Genomic DNA, 19109 nt, shown 5'->3' with positions numbered 1-19109 from the left:
GACATGACTGAAACGAACATCCTCCCCGAGGTCATCGAGGCACCGGTTTCCGGCTACGATGCGTTCTCACTCGAAACGCTGCACGATGTGCACACCTTCGACGGCGAACAGCGCGAGATCGCCCCCGTGGTCTACATGGAGAAGTACGGCTACTACGCCATCACCCGGTACGCCGAGATCCAGAAGGCCCTGCGCGACTGGCGGACCTTTTCGTCCACGGACCGGCCGTTCTACGCGCCGTCGGCATTCCGGCCGCGCACCTTGATCCTGGAGGACCCGCCGGAGCACACGGCATCGAAATCGGCCGTGTTCAAGGTGTTCGACGCCGGGAACCTCGCCAAGATGTCCGCCTACTTCAAGGCCGAAGCCGAACGGCTCATCGACGACCTCCTGACGGATGGTCCGGCCGAGATCAATGCCTACAACGACCTCTCCGTGAAGTACGTCCTCAAGGTCTTCCCCGACGTCTTGGGCCTGCCGGAAGAAGGACGCGAGCTGCTGCTGAAGTTCGGCGACGCCGTCTTCAACGTCTTCGGCCCGCCCAGCGAACTGCAGGCCGCCAAGCTCGCCAGCGGCACCGAAGCGATGGAATGGGTGGAATCCAACACCGCCCGGAACGTGCAGTCCGAGGGCGGCATCGGCTGGCAGCTCTACGCCATGGCGGACGAGGGAAAGATCTCCGAGCACACCGCCCAGCAGATCCTCAAGTCCATCTTCGCCGCGGGTTTCGACACCACCACGGCGTCCATCGCCTCGATGATCCGCGCCTTCGCCGACAACCCCGGCGAATGGCAGAAGCTCCGCGAGAATCCGGACCTGGTGGATAACGCCTGGGAGGAGGCCATCCGCCTCTACCCGGCCTCACGCTACGGCGGACGCTGGGCCACCAAGGAGACGGTACTGGGCGGCGTTCGCATTCCCGAAGGCGCCAAGATCCTCACCATGTGGCTGGGTGCAGGACGCGATCCGCGCCAATACGACGCCCCGGACGAGTTCCGTGTTGATCGCGACCTCAAGAACGCGCACCTGTCCTTCGGGTTCGGGATCCACACCTGCGCGGGCAACCAGGTCGCCCGGCTCGAAGCCCGCACGCTGCTGCGGGCCATGGTGGAGCGGATCGAGAAGATCGAGCTCATCGGCGAACCGCGGAAGACCGTGAACTACCAGGCCTTCGGGCACGATTATGTGCCAGTGCGGCTGACGCCCGCCGTGTCGGCCTAGGTCACCGCATGCCCATCACGACGACGGCGGGTCCGGGTTCGCGTGCCGCCCCGCACTTCAGCGCCCCGCACCTTAACAACACGGCGCGGACGGTGCGGACCGGGGGGTTCTTTCTCCCGGGGGACCCCCAGCAGTCCGACGCCGGTCCGTGGCAGTTGGGGCCCGCCTGGGTCCAGTGGGAGGCGCCCGCGGATGGCGCGGCCAGGACGCCGTGGGTCTTGGTGCATGGCGGCGGCGGCCAGTCCACGGACTGGCTGGGGATCGAGGATGGGGCGCCGGGCTGGGCGCCGCGCCTGGTGGATGCCGGATTCCCGGCGTACCTCCTGGACCGGCCCGGCCACGGGCGGTCGCCGTACGATCCTGCACGCCTCGGCGGGCGCACCGGGTTTCCGGACTACGCCGGCGCGGGCGCGGTTTTTGCGCCGGAGCCGGCACCGGAGCATGCCGCGGAGTCTGGGCCAAGCAGCTCCCACGCTGTTCATTCAGCATGGCCGTGGGGCCGCCGGCCGGGTTCCCCGGAACTCGACCAGTTGGTGGCATCGTCGTCGGGCATGCTGACGGCGACCCCGCTCAGCCAGGACCTTGATGCCCGGCGCATCGTGGACCTGCTCGAACGGACGGGGCCGGCGGTCCTGGCTACGCATTCCGCCGGTGCTGCCGGCGGCTGGCTGGCTGCTGCACGTTCCCCCCACCGCGTCCGGGGCATCGTGACCTTCGAACCCCTCGGCCCGCCTTTCAGGGACCTGGGCCCGAGGGGCCGGCTCGACTGCGGGTTGACAGCCGTGCCGCTCGCGGCCGGAGCCTCCCGTCCCCTGGCCCGTCAGGAACCCCCGCTTGGCCCGGAGCCACTTGGCGGGCTGCCCGTGCTGGTCGTCTCAGGGCCGGCCTCCGGACGGGCGGGAGGCGACGCCGAAACGGTCGATTTCCTGAACCGGTGCGGTGCCAGGGCAACGCACCTGCGGCTGGAGGACCTGGGGATCCACGGCAACGGCCATGGCCTGATTTTCGAAAACAATCTCAACGAAATCCTCGAACCGGTGCTGGAATGGCTGGCGGGGAACAAGATCACTTAGGAGCACGCAATGACGCAGGCTACTCACTTGGCGGCACCATCCGGGAAGAGCCCGGCAGCCAACATCCGCATGTGGGGGCTGGACGCCCCCAAGATGGATATCGACGCGGCACATCTGGTGGTCGGTGCCGAGGGAACTGTCCGCATTCCCCTCCCTGCCTACCTGATTGAGCATGAGCAGGGCCTGGTCCTGTTCGATACCAGCATGAACCCGCTGGTGTGCGACGACCCCGCGTTGGTCTTCGGGGACCGGCCGGAGACCTCCATGATCGTGTCCAACCCGGAACAGCGGATCGACCGACAGCTCGCCAAACTGGGCTACCGCCCCGAGGACATCACCCACGTTGTCCTGTCCCACACGCACTCGGACCATGCCGGCGGCCTCTACCTTTTCCCGCAGGCCAAGTTTTTCGCCGGTCCCGGCGAGTTCCAGTGGGCCGCGAAGCCCGGCCCGGAATCGGCGCACCTCTTTAACCCCACGGATCTTGCGGGCGAGGTGAAGGAATTCGATTGGACCACCGTCCAGTCACCCAGCCAGGACCTGTTCGGGGACGGCGCCATCATCATCCACCACACTCCGGGACATACTCCCGGTGAGCTCAGCGCGCTGGTCCGGCTGCCCAGCCAGAACATCCTGCTGACCGGAGACACGGTGCACCTGCGCGAAGCCATGGAATGGGATGCCGTGGACGGCTCGGACTGGGACCACAACGAGGCCCGGCGCTCCATCACGTCCCTCAAGCGGATTCGTGACGAGGAGTCGGCGTCGGTGTGGATCGCCCACGATCCCCGGGACTGGGAAGACTTCGGCGGTCCCCTGAAAGAGCTGGTCTGATGGCGCGCCTGCTCTTCGACTACCGCTGCACCCGCTGCCGCGCCGACGTCGAGCTCTTTATGGACACGCCTGCCCCGGCAACCACGGTGTGTCCCGCCTGCGCGGGGGAGTCCCGGCGCCGCTACACGAGCCGTGGGCTGGCCCTGACTGGCCAAAGCCTGCGGGCGGTGGCCCCGGCGTCCGGCGGGATCGATTGCCGCGACAACCCGGACGTGCCGGGGCTGTGCCATGTTGCGCCATCGGCCCGGCGCCGGCTCATTGCCCGGCACCGGGGCGACACCGACACGTACGAGGCCGAGACGAAACGCCAGACGCGCGAATTCGAAGCCACGGGTCCGGCTCCACTCGATCAGGTGATCAGCCACGGCCACTGAGCCGAATCCGTTGGCGGCTTAAACCAAAGTGCCGCCCGGTGAGCGTAACGCTCGCCGGGCGGCACTCTGCTTTGCCGGACACTTCCGACGACGGCTGTCGCCTCAGGTCAGGACGCGTGTCCAGCCCAGCGGGCAATTTCCGTGTGGTCGGCACCGGGGTTCAGTTCGCCGTGGGCTTCGGCCCACAGTTCCACGGCGCGGCTCCCCAGCCTGCCGGGCCGTCCGAGGCCGCTCGCCAGGTCCGTGGCAATCTTCATGTCCTTGAGCATCAGGCCCAGGCCGAAGCCGGAGTCGTAGCCGCCGGGCAGGACGAAGTTCGGCCACTTGTTCTCGGTGGAGCCGCTGCGTCCGCTGGAGGCGTTGAAGACCTCCAACATGGTGGACGGATCCAGCCCGAACTCCTGTCCGGCCACCATCGCCTCCGAGGTCGCCAGCAGGTGCGTGGCGGACAGCAGGTTGTTCAGCGCCTTCAGCGCATGGCCTGATCCCACGGCACCGGTGTGGCGGACCCTGCCGAGCACGGCCAGCACGTCGGCGAGTTCCGCGATGGTGTCCGCCTCGCCGCCGGCCATGATGGTCAGCGTTCCCCTTTCCGCCCCGCCCACGCCGCCGGACACGGGCGCATCCACCAGGCGGGCCAGCCCGTCAGCCGCGAGTCTGCCGGCCAGGGCCCGCGTGCGCAGCGGCTCTGAGGAACTCATGTCCACGATCACTGCCGCAGCGGGCAGCGCAGCGGCCACCCCGCCGTCGAGCAGGACCGCTTCGACAACGTCGGAGTTGGGGAGCATCAGGATGAGGACATCGGAGCCTGCCGCCACCTCAGCCGCTGTCTCGACGGCGGTGCCGCCGGCCGCTTCCAGGCGCTGCCTGTTGGGGGCCGAGAGGTCTGTGCCTGCCACGGAGTAGCCGGCCTCCACCAGGCGCCGGGACATGGGCGTGCCCATGTTGCCCAGGCCGATGAAACCGACGCGGGGCTTATGCGGTGACATTCATTTCCTTCAGGGTTGCTTCGGCGATGCGGAATGATTCGAGTGCCGCCGGGACGCCGACGTAGATGGCCGTCTGCATCAGCACTTCCTGGATCTCCTCCGGCGTGACGCCGTTGTTGATGGCACCCTTCACATGTACCGAGAGCTCGTGGCCGCGGTTCAGTGCCGTGAGCATGGCCAGGTTGATCATGGACCGGGTCTTGCGTTCCAGGCCGTCGCGGCTCCAGACGGCTCCCCAGCAATACTCGGTGACCAGCTCCTGCATGGGCCGGCTGAACTCGCTGACGTTGGCGAGCGAACGTTCCACGTGGGCGGCGCCGAGCACCTCCTTGCGGATGGCCAGGCCGTCCTCAAAAGTCTCCTTATGCGTGTGCTGCATTTCCATGGTGGCTTCCTTTCTTGAAAGTTTCGGTGGTGCTGCGGCCTTCGGGCGGCAGGACGACGTCGAAGCGCGCCCTCGTCCACGATTGGTCGCCAAGGTCGCGGCCGTCCGGAGTGGGGGTCCCTGGCTGCTGGGTGGCGAAGTCCTTGATCAGGGACTCCTTCACGCCGAAGACCGAATCGTTGTCCAGGTGGGCGCACCCCCGGACGAAAATGTGGGTTACCAGGGTGTGCTTGTCCGGGGCGGAGACCATAAAGTGCAGGTGCGAGGCCCGGACGGGGGAGCGGCCGAAGTGCTCCAGCATCCCGCCGACGGGGCCGTCGTGCGGGATGGGGTAGGGCGTGGGGGTCAGTCCCCAGAACGCGTACTGCCCGTTTGCATCCGAGAAGAGGTGGGCACGCGCGGCGGTGCGGCCGTCGTTGTACTGGACGTCGTAGAAGCCGTCTTCGTCTGCCTCCCACACCTCAATCCGGGCGCCGGGAAGGGGGTTCCCCTCGGTGTCGGTCACCGTCCCTTCCACCCAGCACGGCTGGCCGGCAGCGCCGCCGGCAATGTCGCCGCCGATCCGGATCTGCGGCGCGTCGGCGACAAAAAACGGCCCAAAGACCGTGGCTTCGGTTGCCGCACCGTATGCCTCGTTGTTCACCGCGATGGTCTGCATCGACACGCCCAGGACATCCGAGAGAAGCACGAACTCCTGCCGGGACTCTGTGGTGATCCGGCCGACGCGGGTGAGGAAGTCGATTCCCGTGGTCCACTCCGCTTCCGTCAGCCGGACGTCCCGGACGAAGGAATGCAGGTGGCGGACCAGGGAACCCATCACTTCGCGTTCCCGTGCGCTGCCGCCGGTGAAGGAGCGGATTACCTCGTTGACGAGGCTTTCCTCCCGGGCGGATTGGGAGCTGACCCCGGGGCCGCCTGTGACCTCGCTGATAGTCACTTTGTTCCTCCGTTGAATCCGGTTCCGGCACCAACCAGTACGGCGGACCCGGTGGTGGGTTCGGTTCCGGCCAGGGCTGACCGAAGAAGCCCACCGATGTTTTCCGCGGTGGCTTCGGCAGGGTTCGACGGCGGGACTGCCTTGAGGATCCGCTCCACGGCCTCGGGGATATCGGCCTCCGTGAAGCCATGGTCGCGCAGTGCAGTGGGTGCGCCTAGGGTCCGCCGGAGGCTGTTCAACAGCGCCAGTGCTTCTTCAGCAGGTTCGGTGCCGGGCTCCTGGGCGGGGGCATTGGCTGGTCCGGCGCTGGCCAGCCCGGCGCGGAGGGCTCCGGCGATCCGAGCTGCCGCGCCCGGAGCCGCGGGTCCGTTGAAGGCCAGAACATAGGGGAGGACGGTCGCATGCGTCTCCGCGTGGGGCAGGTTGAAGGTTCCGCCCAGGACGTGGCAGATCTTGTGGTGCAGTCCTGAACCCGCGGAGGCGAAGGAGACGGCGGCAAGGTACGCCCCGTACAGTGCCGTCTCGCGGCCGGCCAGGTCCGAGGGGTCCGCGACGATGCGGGGCAACCCGTCGGCGAGGGCCCGGATTCCTTCCGCGGCGAGGGCCTGGTTGATGGGATCGGCGCGGGGCGCCCACAGTGAATCCACGCAGTGCGCCAGGGCGTTCAGGCCTGAGGCAACGGACAGGGAAACCGGCAGGCTGAGCGTCAGCTCGGCGTCGTACACAACGGCGACGGGCAGCACACGGTCATCAACGCCTGTTGTCTTCGTGGCGTTCTCCGTCAGGCCCCACACATTGGTCGCTTCGGAACCCGCGTAGGTGGTGGGCACAGCGACGATCGGGATGCCGGTGGTCAGCGCCACGGCCTTCGCCAGGCCGGTGGTCGATCCGCCGCCAACACAGACGATCAGGTCTATCCCGGCGTCGGACGCCGCTGTTCTTGCCCTCTCCGCGGTCTCCGCCGGGACGTGCTGGACAACATCCGTGTGCCAGAGGGCGACGTCGGCAAGGGACAGTGCAGTCTCGGCGAAGGGCCGCTCAAACTCGGACGTGATGCACATGATGTTACGCGCACCGAGGCGTGCGGCCTCCCGGGCGACGTGCTCGGCGGCGCGGCCTGCTCCGAAGAGCACCCGCTGGCCGAGGGTGATGTGTTCGAACTTCATGATTTCCTTTTCTTCGAAAGCGGTGGGGAGGGCCCGGCTAGCGGGCGGCAACCAGGGAAGGGCTCTCCGGCGAAGCCGATTCCTCGGCGGTCTTCCGTGCCTGGGCCAGGGCCGCGAGACGGAGCAGGCAGACGAGGGATACCGCCAGGGTGACCGCGACGAACACGGGAACGGCGTGGAGGTTTCCGGTGGAGTGCACCAGCCAGACGGCGATCATTGGGGTGAATCCGGAGCCGACGACATTGGCCAGCTGGTAGCCCAGCGACATGCCGGTGAAGCGGACCTCGGCCGGGAAGGCGTCTGCGAAGAGCGCGGGCTGGAGGCCATAGCAGATCGTGTACAGCCAGCCGAAGCCCAGGGCGTACGCCAGGCCCACCAGCCACGGCTGGGCGGTGGCGACCGCGCCGAACATCAGGAAGATGGATGCCACGGCGGCCAGGGTGCCAACGATGATGAGCGTGCGCCGGCCATGCCGGTCGGACAGGTGACCGGAAAGCAGGATCATGGGGATCTGGATGGCAAATGCAAGCATGGTGAAGGAGAGCATCGTCGAAGCCGGGATCCCCATGACGCTTTGGCTGTATCCCACCAGGTAGGTCATGACGATGACGGAGAAAGCGCCGAACCCGAGGAACCCGCCGGCCACCAGGAGCACTGCCTTCAGGTTGTTCTTCAGGACTGCTGCGATAGGCACCTTCACCTGCCGGCCCTCGGCCTTGGTGGCCTGGAATTCCGGTGATTCAGCGATCTTGAGCCGGATGAACATGCCCACGATGACCAGCACGAAGCTGAACAGGAAGGGAATACGCCAGCCCCAGGCGAGCAGGTCCTCCCTGGGAAGCAGCGTGACCAGCAGGAAGGCGGCATTGCCCAGCAGCGCCCCGGTGGCCGGCCCCACCTGGGGAATTGCTGCGAAAAGTCCGCGGCGGTTCTTCGGGGCGTATTCGAACGCCATCAAAATTGCGCCACCCCACTCGCCGCCGAAGGCGATGCCCTGGAGGAAGCGCAGGCAGGTAAGCATCACGGCCGCCCACACGCCCACCTGGTCGAACGTGGGAAGTATGCCGATGGCCAGGGTGGCTAAGCCCATCAGGAGCAAGGTGATGACCAGCATCGGCTTGCGGCCCACCTTGTCGCCGAAGTGCCCGAACACGATGGCGCCCAGCGGGCGTGAGATGTAGCCGACGGCGAGGGTACCGAAGGTGGCCAGGGTGGCTACAAAGGGGTCGCTCTGGGGAAAGAACAGTTGCGGGAACACCAGCGCCGCTGCGAGGCCGTAGATCGAAAAATCGTAGTACTCGATCGCGTTGCCGGCGAGGCTGGCGGCGGCAACCCGGCGCAGGGCGTTACGCGGTGCCGGTGGTTTTTGGCTCGGGAGCGACATTGCTTCCTCCGTGATGACAGTGGTCTGAGGGATGAACCCCGGCTGCGATGTGCAGCAGGTCACTGTGATCGTAAGATGTGAAACGCATACAGAACAAGTAATCCATGGCGGCAACATATACAACAAATGTATGGGCGCCGCCCAGGGGTCCGCTGCAGGGGAGTCCCCTTCGGGACCGGGACAGGTCCTCGGCGCGGCGATCATCGGCGTCGGCGAACCTGCCGTCCTGGCTGGCAACGAGGCAGCGGTTTTTGGTCCGGAAGGTGTCGTCCTCGGTGCCGCCGGCATCCTCAAATCTCCTCATGGCGTCGCCCTGCATGCCATCCAGGTGCTGCCCCTGCTCGGGTGGCACTGGCCAGGCGCAGTTCGCCCGCAGCCTCGGGACGCTCGCGGCAGCACTGGCGGGGGTCCTTCTCATCGTTGTGCCGTACGCCAAGGCAGGCGTCCAGTTACTCCTCTAAAGCAGGGACGCCGCCGCAGACCAAAGGCCGCGTCCACGCAGCTGAGCTGTCTGTGCAGGACAGGTGGGGCGACGATCAGGGGGCCGGCCGTGACTGCCCGATCTCCGGTGCGCTTGGTGTCCGGTGGGGCCGCACGGTCCAGGCGATTCCGTAACGGTAGCCACAAAGACTGCGAGCAGCAGCTTCAGGCTGTCGAAGCGGTCAATGGCGTGCACAACGCCGGCGGCGCCGTGGACGAGCAGCGCCTGGACCAGAGCGGCTCCCCCCGACTCCAGGTAGAAAGCGTGGAGCTGGCTCGCCGTGGCGGTTCCGCCCGGGTGGGACCGCCCTACGGCGAGGCCGGAGAACCACTCGACCTCCCCGACAAAAACCTATACAAGTAGTGTTTAAACTAGTGCTATTAGTTTTACAACGCTCTTACACCCCTGCCGCCTGCACTGCAGCCGGACTAGGATGGCCCCAAATCGAAGGGCGTCCCGAAACGAGCGGAGAACGAGCGGATGGATCAGCAAGCGACGGCAGCCCCCGAAACCGGGTACGCCCCCGTCAACGGAATGCAGTTGTACTACGAGCTGCATGGTGCCGGCGGCACGCCGCTGCTGTTATTACATGGTGGGCTGTTCGATATCGAGCAGCAATTTGGCGCCTTGCTCCCGGGTCTGTCAGCGGGCCGCCGGATTATCGCGACGGACTTCCAGGGTCACGGTCGAACCAACGACATCGATCGTCCACTGAACACCCGTGACCTCGCCTCTGACATCGTTGGTCTCCTTGGACATCTGGACGTCCGAGAGGTGGATATCTTCGGATTCAGCGTCGGCGGCGCGGTCGCACTGCATCTGGCAGTCAAGCGCCCGGACCTGATCCGCAAACTCATCGTCTCGTCCGTGTCATTCCGGCCCGACGGCGATCGCGGCGAAAACTCCGAAGCGGTCGCCGCAATGACTGTGGAGATGATCGCCGGCACCCCCATGGAAGAGCGCTATCTGACTGTGTCGCCGCACCCCGACCACCAGCATCTGCAAGGACTCCTGGACAAGCTCGGGCGCTACGACGAGGGCTCCACGGGATGGACTGATGACGAGATCCGGGGCATCGCGGCACCCACCCTGATCACCGTCGGCGATTGCGACATGGTCAAGCTCGAGCACGCGGTGAGGTTCCTGCAGCTGCGCGGGGGAGACGTGAACGGAGACTTTGAGGGCGTACCGGCGTCGCAGCTCGCGGTTTTTCCCGGCACGACACATTTTTTCGGGCTCGCGAGGACAGGCCTGGTGCAGGAAGTTGTGACCACCTTTCTGGACTCGCCGCTGCCTTCCGGGTGGCGGGACCGGTGACAGCTAGCGGCTGCTCACCTGACCGAACAGCTTCGCGATTGGTGCGAGCACGAGCGGGCGGGCGGCGGGGAGCAGGATGCTGATCAGATCCCGGCCGGGCCGGCTCCGCCGCTGTTCGATCAGGTCCAGGAAGTCCCCGGTCATCTCCAGATTGGTGACGTGGTCGTCCTCGTTCGCCGCACCGGTCCAGCACAGCCGGCGTCGCGTGCTCCCTCGCGCCGGCAACCGAAACCGGCGCAATCGACAGAGACTTCTAAACGAGCCGGCGGCTGGCGCCGGTTCGGGAATCGCCACATCGATTAGTCGGTGAGGAGTTGCTTGGATACGCCCATCGCCGCCATGCCTTTGGGAGGTGCGGACGTCGGTCCGATCTCCTGGACAACGCCGATGAACTCGTGCCTCGTGGACGTATCAGCACCTCCTAATGTGCCGTTCAGGCGTGCCGGATTTCGTTTATAGAACAGTTATAGTCCTGTCTCTGAAAGAGCTCCGACATTTCCGTCTAGTCTTTGACTAATGCCGCTGGTCCCGATATGAGGGCTGTTGAGGGGCAGACGCTGCGCTATTACGCGCCTTTCAGGGGGAACTAGAAACATGACGTCCAAACGCTTGAGACTCTGTAGTGCCGTGACTATGACCGGTCTTACTCTCAGCCTTATGCTTTCAGCCTGTGGTTCCCAGCCGGCAAAGAGTGCGGCCCCCAGCCTGAGCTCCTCTGCGACAACTTCTCCCACGACCCTTGCCACCCCGACAGCCACTCCCAGCACCGAGGTGCCTTCCACTGAAGTCCCCGCCCCGCCAGCGGCGCCTGCTGCGCCGGCCGCCCCGCCTGCTGCGCCTGCCGCCCCGCCCGCTGCGCCTGCCGCCCCGGTCCAGCCAGCTCTAAGAACCTTCACATTTCCCGATGGGCACATCTCCTTCTCCTACCCGGGTTCCTGGTCAGTCAGGACGCAGCGGGGGCCGGGCCAGGAGGGGCCGCCCTGGCAGCCCGTTGAAGCGATCGTCTCGGACCGCACCGGCGCCGACCTCTTCAGCGTCTCAAGCGGCGCAAATGGCATCGGCTGCTCGGCGGGACCCGTGAACCGTACGGTGATCGACAAGGCACCCGCTTCCGGACTGCGCGAAGTTGACGGCGCCACGCCGATGTTCGGATTTATTGTGGAAAGGAGTGGCGGCGATGACTCGTACTTCATGGCGGTCATGAACCCCCGCAACCTGGAGGAAGGGGACGTCTCGTCGCAATGCACGTTACTCAAAATGGGAAACGGCGCCGCGCAGAACCGGGTCATCTTCAACCAGTCGGTCTACCCCAACCCAGTGCCAGGTTTCCCGAGCCGCCAAGCGGCGAAATCGTGGATGGCCACCGCGCAGTACGCGCAACTCAAGGCCCTGATGCTGAGCCTGAAGTACTCCTAGCGGTCCTCTCAAAGGAACGACACCGCTGCTGACACGGAGGGGGCGGTCAAGGACTTCGCGGCGTCGGCAACGACCTGCGCGATGTGGCCTGGTGTTGTCAGGACCCAGGCCGTCCCGGCCACTCCTTGCCCGCCCAGGGGTCGTAATCAGCGATGAGCTCCTCCTGTGGCGGGCGCGCATTTTCGGGGACGTGCTGCAGGTTCACCCGCACCCGGTACCAGAGTGAACTCGATCCGCGCATTCCGTCGACGAGTATGTCGGCGGGATGCAGGGCCGGGACGAGGTCCGCATGCCGGCCCTTCCATTCGTCGAGCGCCGCGAGCGCCTCATGCTTGGTCTTGGTACGCGCCACTTCGATAAGCGGCATCACCGACTGCCGGCGGCCGGAGCCGTCGCCGCCCCGCGGCGGCTTTTCGGCGGGGCCAAGCTCGGCAGCCAGTGCGAGGAGCCCGTCGAGTGATCCGACTGCATCGTCGATGCCGGCGTGCGGGTCGCCGACTGCTGCGAAGCGCTCGAGCACCGTGGGCACCGTGAATTGTTCCGGCCGGGTGGAGGCAACCTCGTCCCAGGTGAGCGGAGTCGAGACCCGGGCGTCGGGCAGGGGCCGGATCGAGTACGCCGACGCCACGGTGCGGTCCTTTGCGTTCTGGTTGAAGTCCACGAACACGCTCTCGCCGCGCTCCTCCTTCCACCACCGCGCTGTGGCCAGGCCCGGAGCGCGGTTCTCGACCTCGCGGGCGAGCGACTCGGCGGCGAGCCGCACGTCGCGGTACGACCAATGGGGGGCGATGCGCACCAGGATGTGGAGTCCCCGCGACCCGCTCGTCTTCGGCCACCCCACCAGTCCCACGTCGTCGAGCATCTCCCGCACGACATAGGCGACGTCGACGATCTGCGACCAGTCGACCCCCGGCATCGGGTCGAGGTCGACCCGGAGCTCATCGGGGTGCTCGAGGTCCTCGGCGCGCACGGGGTGCGGGTTGAGGTCCAGGCATCCAAGATTCACGACCCATGCCAAGCCTGCAGCATCCCGGATGACAGCCTCTTCGGCTGATGTCCCCGACGCGTAGTGCAGCGTCGTCGTGTCGATGAAGTCGGGGTGGTTTTCAGGCACGCGCTTCTGAAAGAACGGCTCAGCGCCGATCCCCTTCGGGAAGCGCTTGAGCACCATGGGGCGCCCACCTGCGCCCCGCAGCGCGCCATCCGCGACGGCGAGGTAGTAGCGAACGAGGTCGAGCTTCGTCAGCCCCGGCTCAGGGAACACCACCTTGTCCGGACTCGAGATGCGAACCTCGGTGCCGGCGATGTTGAGGATCTCGGCCGGGGTCTTCGACGGGTTCATTCCGCCACGCTAGCAATGATCGGATGTCCCAGCCAGACCAGCTGTGTGGCCGGCGAAATTGGACCCGAGGCATTCCTTATGTTTTTACGCGTTGAGTATTGATGAATTGCGTCTGTGGGATGCGCCCTGCTCGCAGAGTCGGGTCATAGACAGAATTCACCTTCATTGAACTCTGTATTTCGACTTCATTTCCGTCACAAGACACAATTTCAACGCTAGCTCCGCTGCGTTATTACCATACAGGCAAGACGTGCCTCATTGGGGGGACAGCGGCCCACCCAAGGACGAGACCAACAAAAAGCCGCGGCCCAGTTTCTCGCTACGGAGAATATTGTCACAAAGGCCTGGGACCGGTATGTTGGGGGGAAAGCGACATTGCTGTAATCGATTTTCATAGCCAGCGCGGTCCATAAGCTCATACCATTTAGCGTCACAGAACGGCCAAATTCCGCCGGGCATTGACGTCCCATATCAAACTGCGGATGCTGCTGGCTAGAGCTGTTCCGGATCGCACCAGCTGGGAAGTGCCGGCCATTTCCCAGCTGAGCCTGTTGCAGTGTACGAATCTTTGTCGGGACTCGTACATCGTGCCGCCGGTCCGCCGCCTTCGCCATGGTCATCGCGGATTGGCGGAGATGGGCTAGACCGCCGGCAGCTCACCAAGCCATTCTCGCACCGCAGCGACCACACCCTCCGCATCAATTGCATATTGGATCGATGGCTCAGCGCTCACACCATGATCCGAAAAAATCCGCGCCCGAAATGAATGGGGACTTTCCAGTTCCCGCCAGACACTGATTACCAATGTGGCGGGCAGCCTTGACTCAAAGTTGCCGTCGGACATCTCACCATCCATCAGGAACCCCAGATATTCTTAGGCACTTTGCGACCAACTCATTCTCCTTCAGTCTGAGGTGTGATGGTTGTTGCATAATCAAAACCGTAGTCGATAGGCGCAGTCTTTTCCTCCATATCGAGGAGAATCACTAGCCGTACCTCCGATTTCCAAGAAAAGCTCAAGGTTCGGAAAGCCTCGACCCTGTTACCGGCCTGCAACCCGTAGTGGCAGCGCTTCAAGGGCTGCGGACACCGTCTTAGCGGGGCTCTCCAAAGTCGTGGAAACGCGGATCATGGAAATCATCGGGCGGAGATTTCTGCAAAGCCTAAGGCTGGATTTTAGTGCGCTTAGCCACCTGGTCAAGCCAATGGAAAGGCCCCCGGAAAACGCAGTTGGCGGGGGAGGGAAGCTCCCGATCGTGAATATTTGAACGCTGAGGCCGGAGGAGGCATTGACAGCGTTCAATGAAGGGGACTTCGGGCGTGGCCCGCGGCCGTCCGGGCCGCTGGCGTGCCAGATGCATGCACCTCCCCGAGCGGGCGAGGGGGCAGTGACCCCAAGGACCTATTTGTCAGCATTAAGGATACGAAAATTAGCGGTATTAGCGCGCCGAATCTTGACAGGCTGCGCATCTATTGAGAAATGTCGCCGGTAGGGCCTTTTGACCCTGATTGAGTGAACAAATTCTAATGGCTGTCATTATTTTGCATTAGTTGTCAAGTGCCCCTCCGACGGTATTTCCCTTCACAAAATTGCCCGACACGGCGGGGCATTGACATCGCCGACCAAAATGCGGATCCTCATTGCTAGAACTACTCCAGCTCGCGGTCACGCTGGATTTAGGGGTACCAATGGGAAACGGCAACCTATGCCATTTTCAGCTGAGCCTTTTCCAATCGTGGAAACTCCTCAGGGACTCGTGCCTTATGCGTGTTGCGGGGCGTCAACAGCGGCTCATCACTGCCCTTGCCATCCACGGTCCCCGCCCCCGAAGCTACCTGGTCGGGCTACTGTGGCCGGAGAGCCGTGAGAGTCTGGCCATGGAAAGTCTGCGTGCGAGCATTCACCTGGTCACACGGCAGGTCCCGGGCCTGCTGGTCAACTCGGGCGCTGAGCTTTCCCTCAACGATTTGGTGGACGTCGACTTGCATCGGGTCCGGTCCTGCATTCGGGAGCTAAGGCAAACCGGGCTCAACGGGAACGCCGTGTCGTCCCTTAACCTGTTGCGCGATGCCGAGCTTCTCCCGGGCTGGTATGAGGATTGGGTGCTCTTTGAACAGAGCAGATTGCGGCAGGACCGGCTCCGCGCGTTCGACATCATTGGCCGCGAGTCGCTGGCGCGCCGCGACCTAGAGGTTGCCTTGGAGGCCTCGGAGGCAGCACTCGAACTTGAACCGCTCTATGAAAGTGCCGTTGGACTTCTCATCCAGGCTCAAAGGCAGCAGGGCAACAATGCCTCCGCCCTTCGGGCCTTCGAAAAGTACCGAACAAAGCTGCACGAGGACATGGGCCTTGCCCCGTCGGAGGGCCTTCGGCGCCTCGTCGCTGATGTTTTGTGAGCAACAGCTCGCGTTCGATCCGCGCCGCGGTTGAAAATTGTCGAATGGTGGGCTACTCCGCGGACGGCCGCTGCCGTTGCCGTTTCGTCGCCGCCCGCTGTTCCTTTGCGGCCAGGCGCCGACGGTTCGACCCCCGGGTGGGTTTGGTCGCCCGGCGGCGGGCAGCTTCGGGAGCAAGGCCCTCGGCCACCAGGGCCGAGAGCTTGGCCAGGGCGATCTCACGGTTGCGCAGCTGGGAGCGCCGCTCGGAGGCGGTAACGGTGACCACTCCGGCGACAAGACGTCGCCCGAGGCGCGTGACCAGCATCAGGCGCTGGCCATCCGAAAGCACCGCCGACTCGGCGACGTTCCATGAGAGTTCGACCCGGCTGTCCGAAGTGTTGACATGTTGACCGCCCGGCCCGGACGAACGCGAGAACCGCCAGCCGAGTTCCGACGCGGGAATCGTGAGCGCGGGCGATACGTCCAGATCCATGCACCTAGCGTTGCACGATCGGCGCCGGTCCGGTGGATCCGCGGACCGTGAGGTGGGTGGGCATCAGGGACCGGCTGCGGATGCCGCCGCCCGCCAGCGGGTTGAGCTGGGCCAGCAGCATGGACACGGCCACCCGGCCTGCCTGCTCAATCGGCGAGGCCATGGTGGTCAGCGGGGGATTGCAGAAGTCGGCGCCGAAGATATCGTCGCAGCCCACAATGCTCATGTCCTCCGGAACGCGGATGCCGCGTTCGCGGAGCCGCTGAAGCATGCCGATGGCGATGAGGTCGTTGAACGCAATGCACGCTGTCACTCCGCTGTGCACGGCGGCGTCCGCGGCTGCTGCCCCGGACTGTTTCTTGGGCGCGAACGGCCCCAGACTGCGCACATCCACGCCGCGCTCTTCGGCCGCTCCGGCCAGGGTGGACCAGCGGCGTGTGCTGGACTGGGACGTGACGGGCCCGGCCATGTAGGCAATCCGGGTGTGGCCCAGCGAGATGAGATGGTCGAGGGCCTGGCTGGTGGCGGACGGGGTGTCGATGAGGACGGCGGGCACGCCGGAAACGTCACTGTTGATCGTGACCATGGGCATCTTCTTCGCCGCGGCAAGCAGTGCGTCGTCGCTGAGCCGGGATGCGGCAACGATGATGCCGTCCGCACTCTTTCGCAGCTGCTCCACGGCACTGGCCTCCACCTCGTCGGATTCCTCCGTGTCCACCAGCAACTGTGTGTAGCCGGCCGCCTTGAGCTGGAGCTGGGTACCCCGGATGAGGTCGAAGTAGAACGGGTTCGTGATGTCCGGTACCAGGACTCCCACCGCGCCCGTGCGGCCGGAACTCAGCGCCTTGGCCTGGCTGTTCGGGATGTAGTGCAGCTGGGCAGCAGCTGCTTCAATCCGCTGCCGGGTCCGGATATTGACCCGGTCCGGTGTGGACAGGGCCCGCGACACAGTTGAGGCCGCCACGCCGCACAGCGCGGCGATGTCATGGATTGTGGCCGGGCGGTCCACTGCTGCTGGTTGCGTCGTAGCCACGGCGCTCCTCTCTGAACGTGTGGCAGGGCCGGGTCGGCCGGGTCGGATGGCAGGTCCGTGACTGCCGCCACAGATGCGCTGAGCCAAGAATGCCACAAAGTGTATAAATTTGGCAATCGGTTGTCATCGACTAGGGCGGTGGCTAAGCTGGTGTGGACAATAATTGTGAACCGCGTCACTGCGCTGGAGCCAAAAAGCGAGTTGCCCGCGCGGTGGCCGCGACATCCAGGAGATCCGCGTGAGCAAAGCATCAACCACAGTCTGGCCACTCTCCGGCTTCGGCGATGAGATAGACCCCGATCCGGCAGTGCAGGCCGCGGTGCTTCTTGCCCTCGGCGCCAGCCACATCGAGGTGCGCAGCGCCTGGGGCACCAACGTCTCCGAACTCGAGCCGGAGCAGCTTGCCCGGCTCAAGGAAATCATCGATGCGAAGGGCCTCAAGGTTTCGGCCGTGGCCAGCCCCATCGGCAAAGTGGACGTCAGCCTGCCGGTGGAACACGAGCTGGAACGCCTCCGCCGAATCATCTCCGCCGCCAAGGCGCTGGACACCCGGTACATCCGAATCTTCTCGTTCTACCGGGGGGAGGGCCGAAGCGCGGAGGACATCCGTGACGACGTTATGGTCCGCCTCGGTGCGCTGGCCGCCCTCGCCGCGGAATCCGGCGTCGTGCTTCTGCATGAAAACGAAAAGGGCATTTTCGGCGACACCCCCGAGCGTGTTCTGGACATCATGCAGACCGTGGACTCGCCGGCCCTGCGCATCGCCTGGGACAACGCCAACTTCGTGCAGGTGGGAGTCAAGCCCTACACCGAGGGCTATGCCATGCTGCGCCCGTACCTGGAGTACTTCCAGGTCAAGGATGCCGTCGCCGCGACCGGCGAAGTGGTCCCCGCCGGCGAGGGCGACGGCGAACTGGATGCCACCATTGCCGCCCTCAAGGCGGACGGCTTTGCCGGTTTCGCCTCCCTGGAGCCGCACCTGGCGAGTGCCCACGAGCTGGGCGGCTTCTCCGGCCCCGTTGCCTTCGGCACCGCGGCCCGCGCCTTCGCCGCACTCGCCGCGAAAAACGGGGTTGAGCTCTCTTGAGTACGACGGCGGCGGTCATCGGCTGCGGCGATGTTTCCGCCGTGCACTTCGAGGCGATTGCAAAACTCGACGGCGCCACACTGGTTGCGGTCTGCGACTCGGACCCGCGGCGGCTGGCCGCGGCGGTGGCCGCCCACGGCGTCCCTGGCTTTGCGGATCACCTGAGCCTGGTCGAGGCGGTCCGCCCGGACGTGGTTCACATCTGCACCCCGCACGACCAGCACGCCTCCGTGGCGGCGGACTTCCTCGAGCGGGGAGTCCATGTCATCGTGGAGAAGCCGCTGGCTCACACCCTGGCGGCGGGGCAGAGGCTGGTTGCCGCTGCAGCTGCAGGGGAGGCGAAGATCGCCGTCTGCTTCCAGAACAGGTACAACGCAACGTCCCAGGCGATGTCCTCGCTGCTGTCGTCCGGCGCGCTGGGTGCCGTCCTGGGGGCATCGGCAACAGTGATGTGGCAGCGTTCCGCGGAGTACTACGACAGCCGGCCGTGGCGTGGGACCTGGGCTGGCGGCGGCGGTGGGCTGATGATGAACCAGGCCATCCACACCGTGGACCTGCTCCAATGGCTCGTGGGTGACATCGTGAAAGTCAGCGGCCACGCCGCAACGCGTTTCCTGGGCGACACCATCGAGGTGGAAGACACGGCCGAATTCGTGGCAGAACATGCCAACGGCGCCCGAAGCGTGTTCTTTGCCACGCTGGCCAATGCCTTCAATGCACCGGTCACCCTGGATGTGGTCACCGAGAAGGCCGTTTTGAGCCTGCGGGGCGATCTCACTGTTACCCATTCGGACGGACGCGTCGAGGTCATCCCGGAACGCACAAGCGCGTCCGGTGGCCGGTCCTACTGGGGGGTCTCCCACGAGCTGCTGATCAACGACTTCTATGCCCGGCTGGACGATGCGGAGCCGTTCTGGATCAGCCCCGCCGAGGCGGAGAAATCGCTGCGAACCATCAAGGATGTCTACCGGCAAAGCTACCCTGAATCGGCCCATAAGGTCTCCTGAAGCGAACCCGAAGCAACCGGTCGACGGTCTACGGCCCTCTTTTAGGGTCGTCCTCTCCCCGGCATTGATCGTCAAAGTTGCAACACTTTTGACAATCGGTTGCCAACTGAGGCAACAATGCGTACTGTGATTCTCACAAGGCCGGTGTGGCCTGCGCCACACCGGTCCCTGCATGGAGTCTTCCGTTTCAC

General features: G+C 65.2%; 20 protein-coding genes. 10 read left to right on the top strand and 10 right to left on the bottom strand.

Annotated features, from left to right (window positions below; genetic code table 11):
• The first annotated feature begins 3 nt into the window (after positions 1 to 3).
• From J2X01_RS17580 to J2X01_RS17565, 4 genes are read left to right on the top strand one after another with little or no spacing between them, the layout of a single operon-like run.
• Positions 4 to 1221, top strand: a complete 1218-nt coding sequence (locus tag J2X01_RS17580; protein WP_310060383.1) for a cytochrome P450 — start codon at positions 4 to 6, stop codon at positions 1219 to 1221.
• A gap of 8 nt (positions 1222 to 1229) precedes the next feature.
• Positions 1230 to 2294: an alpha/beta fold hydrolase gene (locus tag J2X01_RS17575; protein WP_310060380.1), complete on the top strand. Its 1065-nt coding sequence runs from the start codon at positions 1230 to 1232 to the stop codon at positions 2292 to 2294.
• A 9-nt stretch (positions 2295 to 2303) separates the two neighbouring features.
• Entirely contained in the window at positions 2304 to 3128 is an 825-nt protein-coding gene (locus tag J2X01_RS17570) for an N-acyl homoserine lactonase family protein (RefSeq protein WP_310060377.1), read from the top strand.
• The gene (locus tag J2X01_RS17565) at positions 3128 to 3502 is read left to right on the top strand and encodes an FmdB family zinc ribbon protein (protein ID WP_310060374.1); all 375 of its coding nucleotides are present in this window, start codon (positions 3128 to 3130) and stop codon (positions 3500 to 3502) included. Before J2X01_RS17570 ends, J2X01_RS17565 begins: the two co-directional genes overlap by 1 nt.
• Before the next feature lie 107 nt (positions 3503 to 3609).
• On the opposite strand, the gene J2X01_RS17560 is transcribed toward J2X01_RS17565, so the two are convergent.
• From J2X01_RS17560 to J2X01_RS17540, 5 genes are read right to left on the bottom strand one after another with little or no spacing between them, the layout of a single operon-like run.
• On the bottom strand, positions 3610 to 4491 hold the full coding sequence (locus J2X01_RS17560; protein WP_310060371.1) for an NAD(P)-dependent oxidoreductase: 882 nt from the start codon (positions 4489 to 4491) through the stop codon (positions 3610 to 3612).
• Complete coding sequence (pcaC, locus tag J2X01_RS17555; RefSeq protein ID WP_310060369.1) at positions 4478 to 4876, bottom strand: 4-carboxymuconolactone decarboxylase; 399 nt, start codon at positions 4874 to 4876, stop codon at positions 4478 to 4480. Before pcaC ends, J2X01_RS17560 begins: the two co-directional genes overlap by 14 nt.
• Complete coding sequence (locus tag J2X01_RS17550) at positions 4854 to 5813, bottom strand: hydroxyquinol 1,2-dioxygenase (RefSeq protein ID WP_310060367.1); 960 nt, start codon at positions 5811 to 5813, stop codon at positions 4854 to 4856. Before J2X01_RS17550 ends, pcaC begins: the two co-directional genes overlap by 23 nt.
• Positions 5810 to 6979 (bottom strand): maleylacetate reductase, encoded by a 1170-nt coding sequence (locus J2X01_RS17545; protein ID WP_310060364.1) that lies wholly within the window; start codon positions 6977 to 6979, stop codon positions 5810 to 5812. The genes J2X01_RS17550 and J2X01_RS17545 overlap by 4 nt, the downstream gene beginning before the upstream one ends.
• Before the next feature lie 37 nt (positions 6980 to 7016).
• Positions 7017 to 8363: an MFS transporter gene (locus tag J2X01_RS17540; protein WP_310060362.1), complete on the bottom strand. Its 1347-nt coding sequence runs from the start codon at positions 8361 to 8363 to the stop codon at positions 7017 to 7019.
• Positions 8364 to 8913: 550 nt separating this feature from the next.
• Here J2X01_RS17540 and J2X01_RS17535 point away from each other — a divergent pair.
• Together J2X01_RS17535 and J2X01_RS17530 are read left to right on the top strand one after the other, a co-directional pair.
• Positions 8914 to 9207 (top strand): hypothetical protein, encoded by a 294-nt coding sequence (locus J2X01_RS17535; RefSeq protein WP_310060359.1) that lies wholly within the window; start codon positions 8914 to 8916, stop codon positions 9205 to 9207.
• Between the two features lie 117 nt (positions 9208 to 9324).
• Positions 9325 to 10161: an alpha/beta fold hydrolase gene (locus J2X01_RS17530; protein WP_310060358.1), complete on the top strand. Its 837-nt coding sequence runs from the start codon at positions 9325 to 9327 to the stop codon at positions 10159 to 10161.
• 3 nt (positions 10162 to 10164) lie between these two features.
• Here J2X01_RS17530 and J2X01_RS17525 read toward each other — a convergent pair whose 3' ends face one another.
• Positions 10165 to 10305, bottom strand: a complete 141-nt coding sequence (locus J2X01_RS17525) for a hypothetical protein (protein WP_310060355.1) — start codon at positions 10303 to 10305, stop codon at positions 10165 to 10167.
• Positions 10306 to 11238: 933 nt separating this feature from the next.
• Between J2X01_RS17525 and J2X01_RS17520 the strand changes: the two genes are divergently transcribed.
• On the top strand, positions 11239 to 11577 hold the full coding sequence (locus J2X01_RS17520; RefSeq protein WP_310060352.1) for a hypothetical protein: 339 nt from the start codon (positions 11239 to 11241) through the stop codon (positions 11575 to 11577).
• 97 nt (positions 11578 to 11674) lie between these two features.
• On the opposite strand, the gene ligD is transcribed toward J2X01_RS17520, so the two are convergent.
• Positions 11675 to 12919, bottom strand: a complete 1245-nt coding sequence (gene ligD, locus J2X01_RS17515) for a non-homologous end-joining DNA ligase (RefSeq protein ID WP_310060350.1) — start codon at positions 12917 to 12919, stop codon at positions 11675 to 11677.
• 640 nt (positions 12920 to 13559) lie between these two features.
• On the bottom strand, positions 13560 to 13763 hold the full coding sequence (locus tag J2X01_RS17510) for a hypothetical protein (protein WP_310060348.1): 204 nt from the start codon (positions 13761 to 13763) through the stop codon (positions 13560 to 13562).
• Between the two features lie 1034 nt (positions 13764 to 14797).
• Here J2X01_RS17510 and J2X01_RS17505 point away from each other — a divergent pair.
• Positions 14798 to 15316: a bacterial transcriptional activator domain-containing protein gene (locus J2X01_RS17505; RefSeq protein WP_310060346.1), complete on the top strand. Its 519-nt coding sequence runs from the start codon at positions 14798 to 14800 to the stop codon at positions 15314 to 15316.
• A gap of 52 nt (positions 15317 to 15368) precedes the next feature.
• On the opposite strand, the gene arfB is transcribed toward J2X01_RS17505, so the two are convergent.
• Entirely contained in the window at positions 15369 to 15791 is a 423-nt protein-coding gene (gene arfB / locus J2X01_RS17500; RefSeq protein WP_310060343.1) for an alternative ribosome rescue aminoacyl-tRNA hydrolase ArfB, read from the bottom strand.
• Between the two features lie 4 nt (positions 15792 to 15795).
• On the bottom strand, positions 15796 to 16824 hold the full coding sequence (locus J2X01_RS17495; RefSeq protein WP_310060342.1) for a LacI family DNA-binding transcriptional regulator: 1029 nt from the start codon (positions 16822 to 16824) through the stop codon (positions 15796 to 15798).
• Between the two features lie 238 nt (positions 16825 to 17062).
• On the opposite strand from J2X01_RS17495, the gene J2X01_RS17490 reads away from it, so the two are divergent.
• Positions 17063 to 17911, top strand: coding sequence for a sugar phosphate isomerase/epimerase family protein (locus tag J2X01_RS17490; protein ID WP_310060340.1), 849 nt, complete (start codon positions 17063 to 17065; stop codon positions 17909 to 17911).
• Positions 17908 to 18918, top strand: coding sequence for a Gfo/Idh/MocA family protein (locus J2X01_RS17485; RefSeq protein WP_310060337.1), 1011 nt, complete (start codon positions 17908 to 17910; stop codon positions 18916 to 18918). Before J2X01_RS17490 ends, J2X01_RS17485 begins: the two co-directional genes overlap by 4 nt.
• Positions 18919 to 19109 lie beyond the last annotated feature (191 nt).

The sequence above is a fragment of the Arthrobacter ginsengisoli genome, assembly GCF_031456935.1.
GTDB classification, from domain to species: Bacteria; Actinomycetota; Actinomycetes; order Actinomycetales; family Micrococcaceae; genus Arthrobacter; species Arthrobacter ginsengisoli.
The sequence above is the reverse complement of the archived record's forward strand: the minus strand, read 5'-3'. Positions and strand labels throughout refer to the sequence as shown.

Coding starts and splice junctions, on each gene's coding strand:
- J2X01_RS17580 (WP_310060383.1), top strand. CDS start 4: ATGACTGAAACGAACATCCTCCCCGAGGTCATCGAGGCACCGGTTTCC.
- J2X01_RS17575 (WP_310060380.1), top strand. CDS start 1,230: ATGCCCATCACGACGACGGCGGGTCCGGGTTCGCGTGCCGCCCCGCAC.
- J2X01_RS17570 (WP_310060377.1), top strand. CDS start 2,304: ATGACGCAGGCTACTCACTTGGCGGCACCATCCGGGAAGAGCCCGGCA.
- J2X01_RS17565 (WP_310060374.1), top strand. CDS start 3,128: ATGGCGCGCCTGCTCTTCGACTACCGCTGCACCCGCTGCCGCGCCGAC.
- J2X01_RS17560 (WP_310060371.1), bottom strand. CDS start 4,491: ATGTCACCGCATAAGCCCCGCGTCGGTTTCATCGGCCTGGGCAACATG.
- pcaC (WP_310060369.1), bottom strand. CDS start 4,876: ATGGAAATGCAGCACACGCATAAGGAGACTTTTGAGGACGGCCTGGCC.
- J2X01_RS17545 (WP_310060364.1), bottom strand. CDS start 6,979: ATGAAGTTCGAACACATCACCCTCGGCCAGCGGGTGCTCTTCGGAGCA.
- J2X01_RS17540 (WP_310060362.1), bottom strand. CDS start 8,363: ATGTCGCTCCCGAGCCAAAAACCACCGGCACCGCGTAACGCCCTGCGC.
- J2X01_RS17530 (WP_310060358.1), top strand. CDS start 9,325: ATGGATCAGCAAGCGACGGCAGCCCCCGAAACCGGGTACGCCCCCGTC.
- J2X01_RS17525 (WP_310060355.1), bottom strand. CDS start 10,305: ATGACCGGGGACTTCCTGGACCTGATCGAACAGCGGCGGAGCCGGCCC.
- ligD (WP_310060350.1), bottom strand. CDS start 12,919: ATGAACCCGTCGAAGACCCCGGCCGAGATCCTCAACATCGCCGGCACC.
- J2X01_RS17510 (WP_310060348.1), bottom strand. CDS start 13,763: ATGTCCGACGGCAACTTTGAGTCAAGGCTGCCCGCCACATTGGTAATC.
- J2X01_RS17505 (WP_310060346.1), top strand. CDS start 14,798: ATGGAAAGTCTGCGTGCGAGCATTCACCTGGTCACACGGCAGGTCCCG.
- arfB (WP_310060343.1), bottom strand. CDS start 15,791: ATGGATCTGGACGTATCGCCCGCGCTCACGATTCCCGCGTCGGAACTC.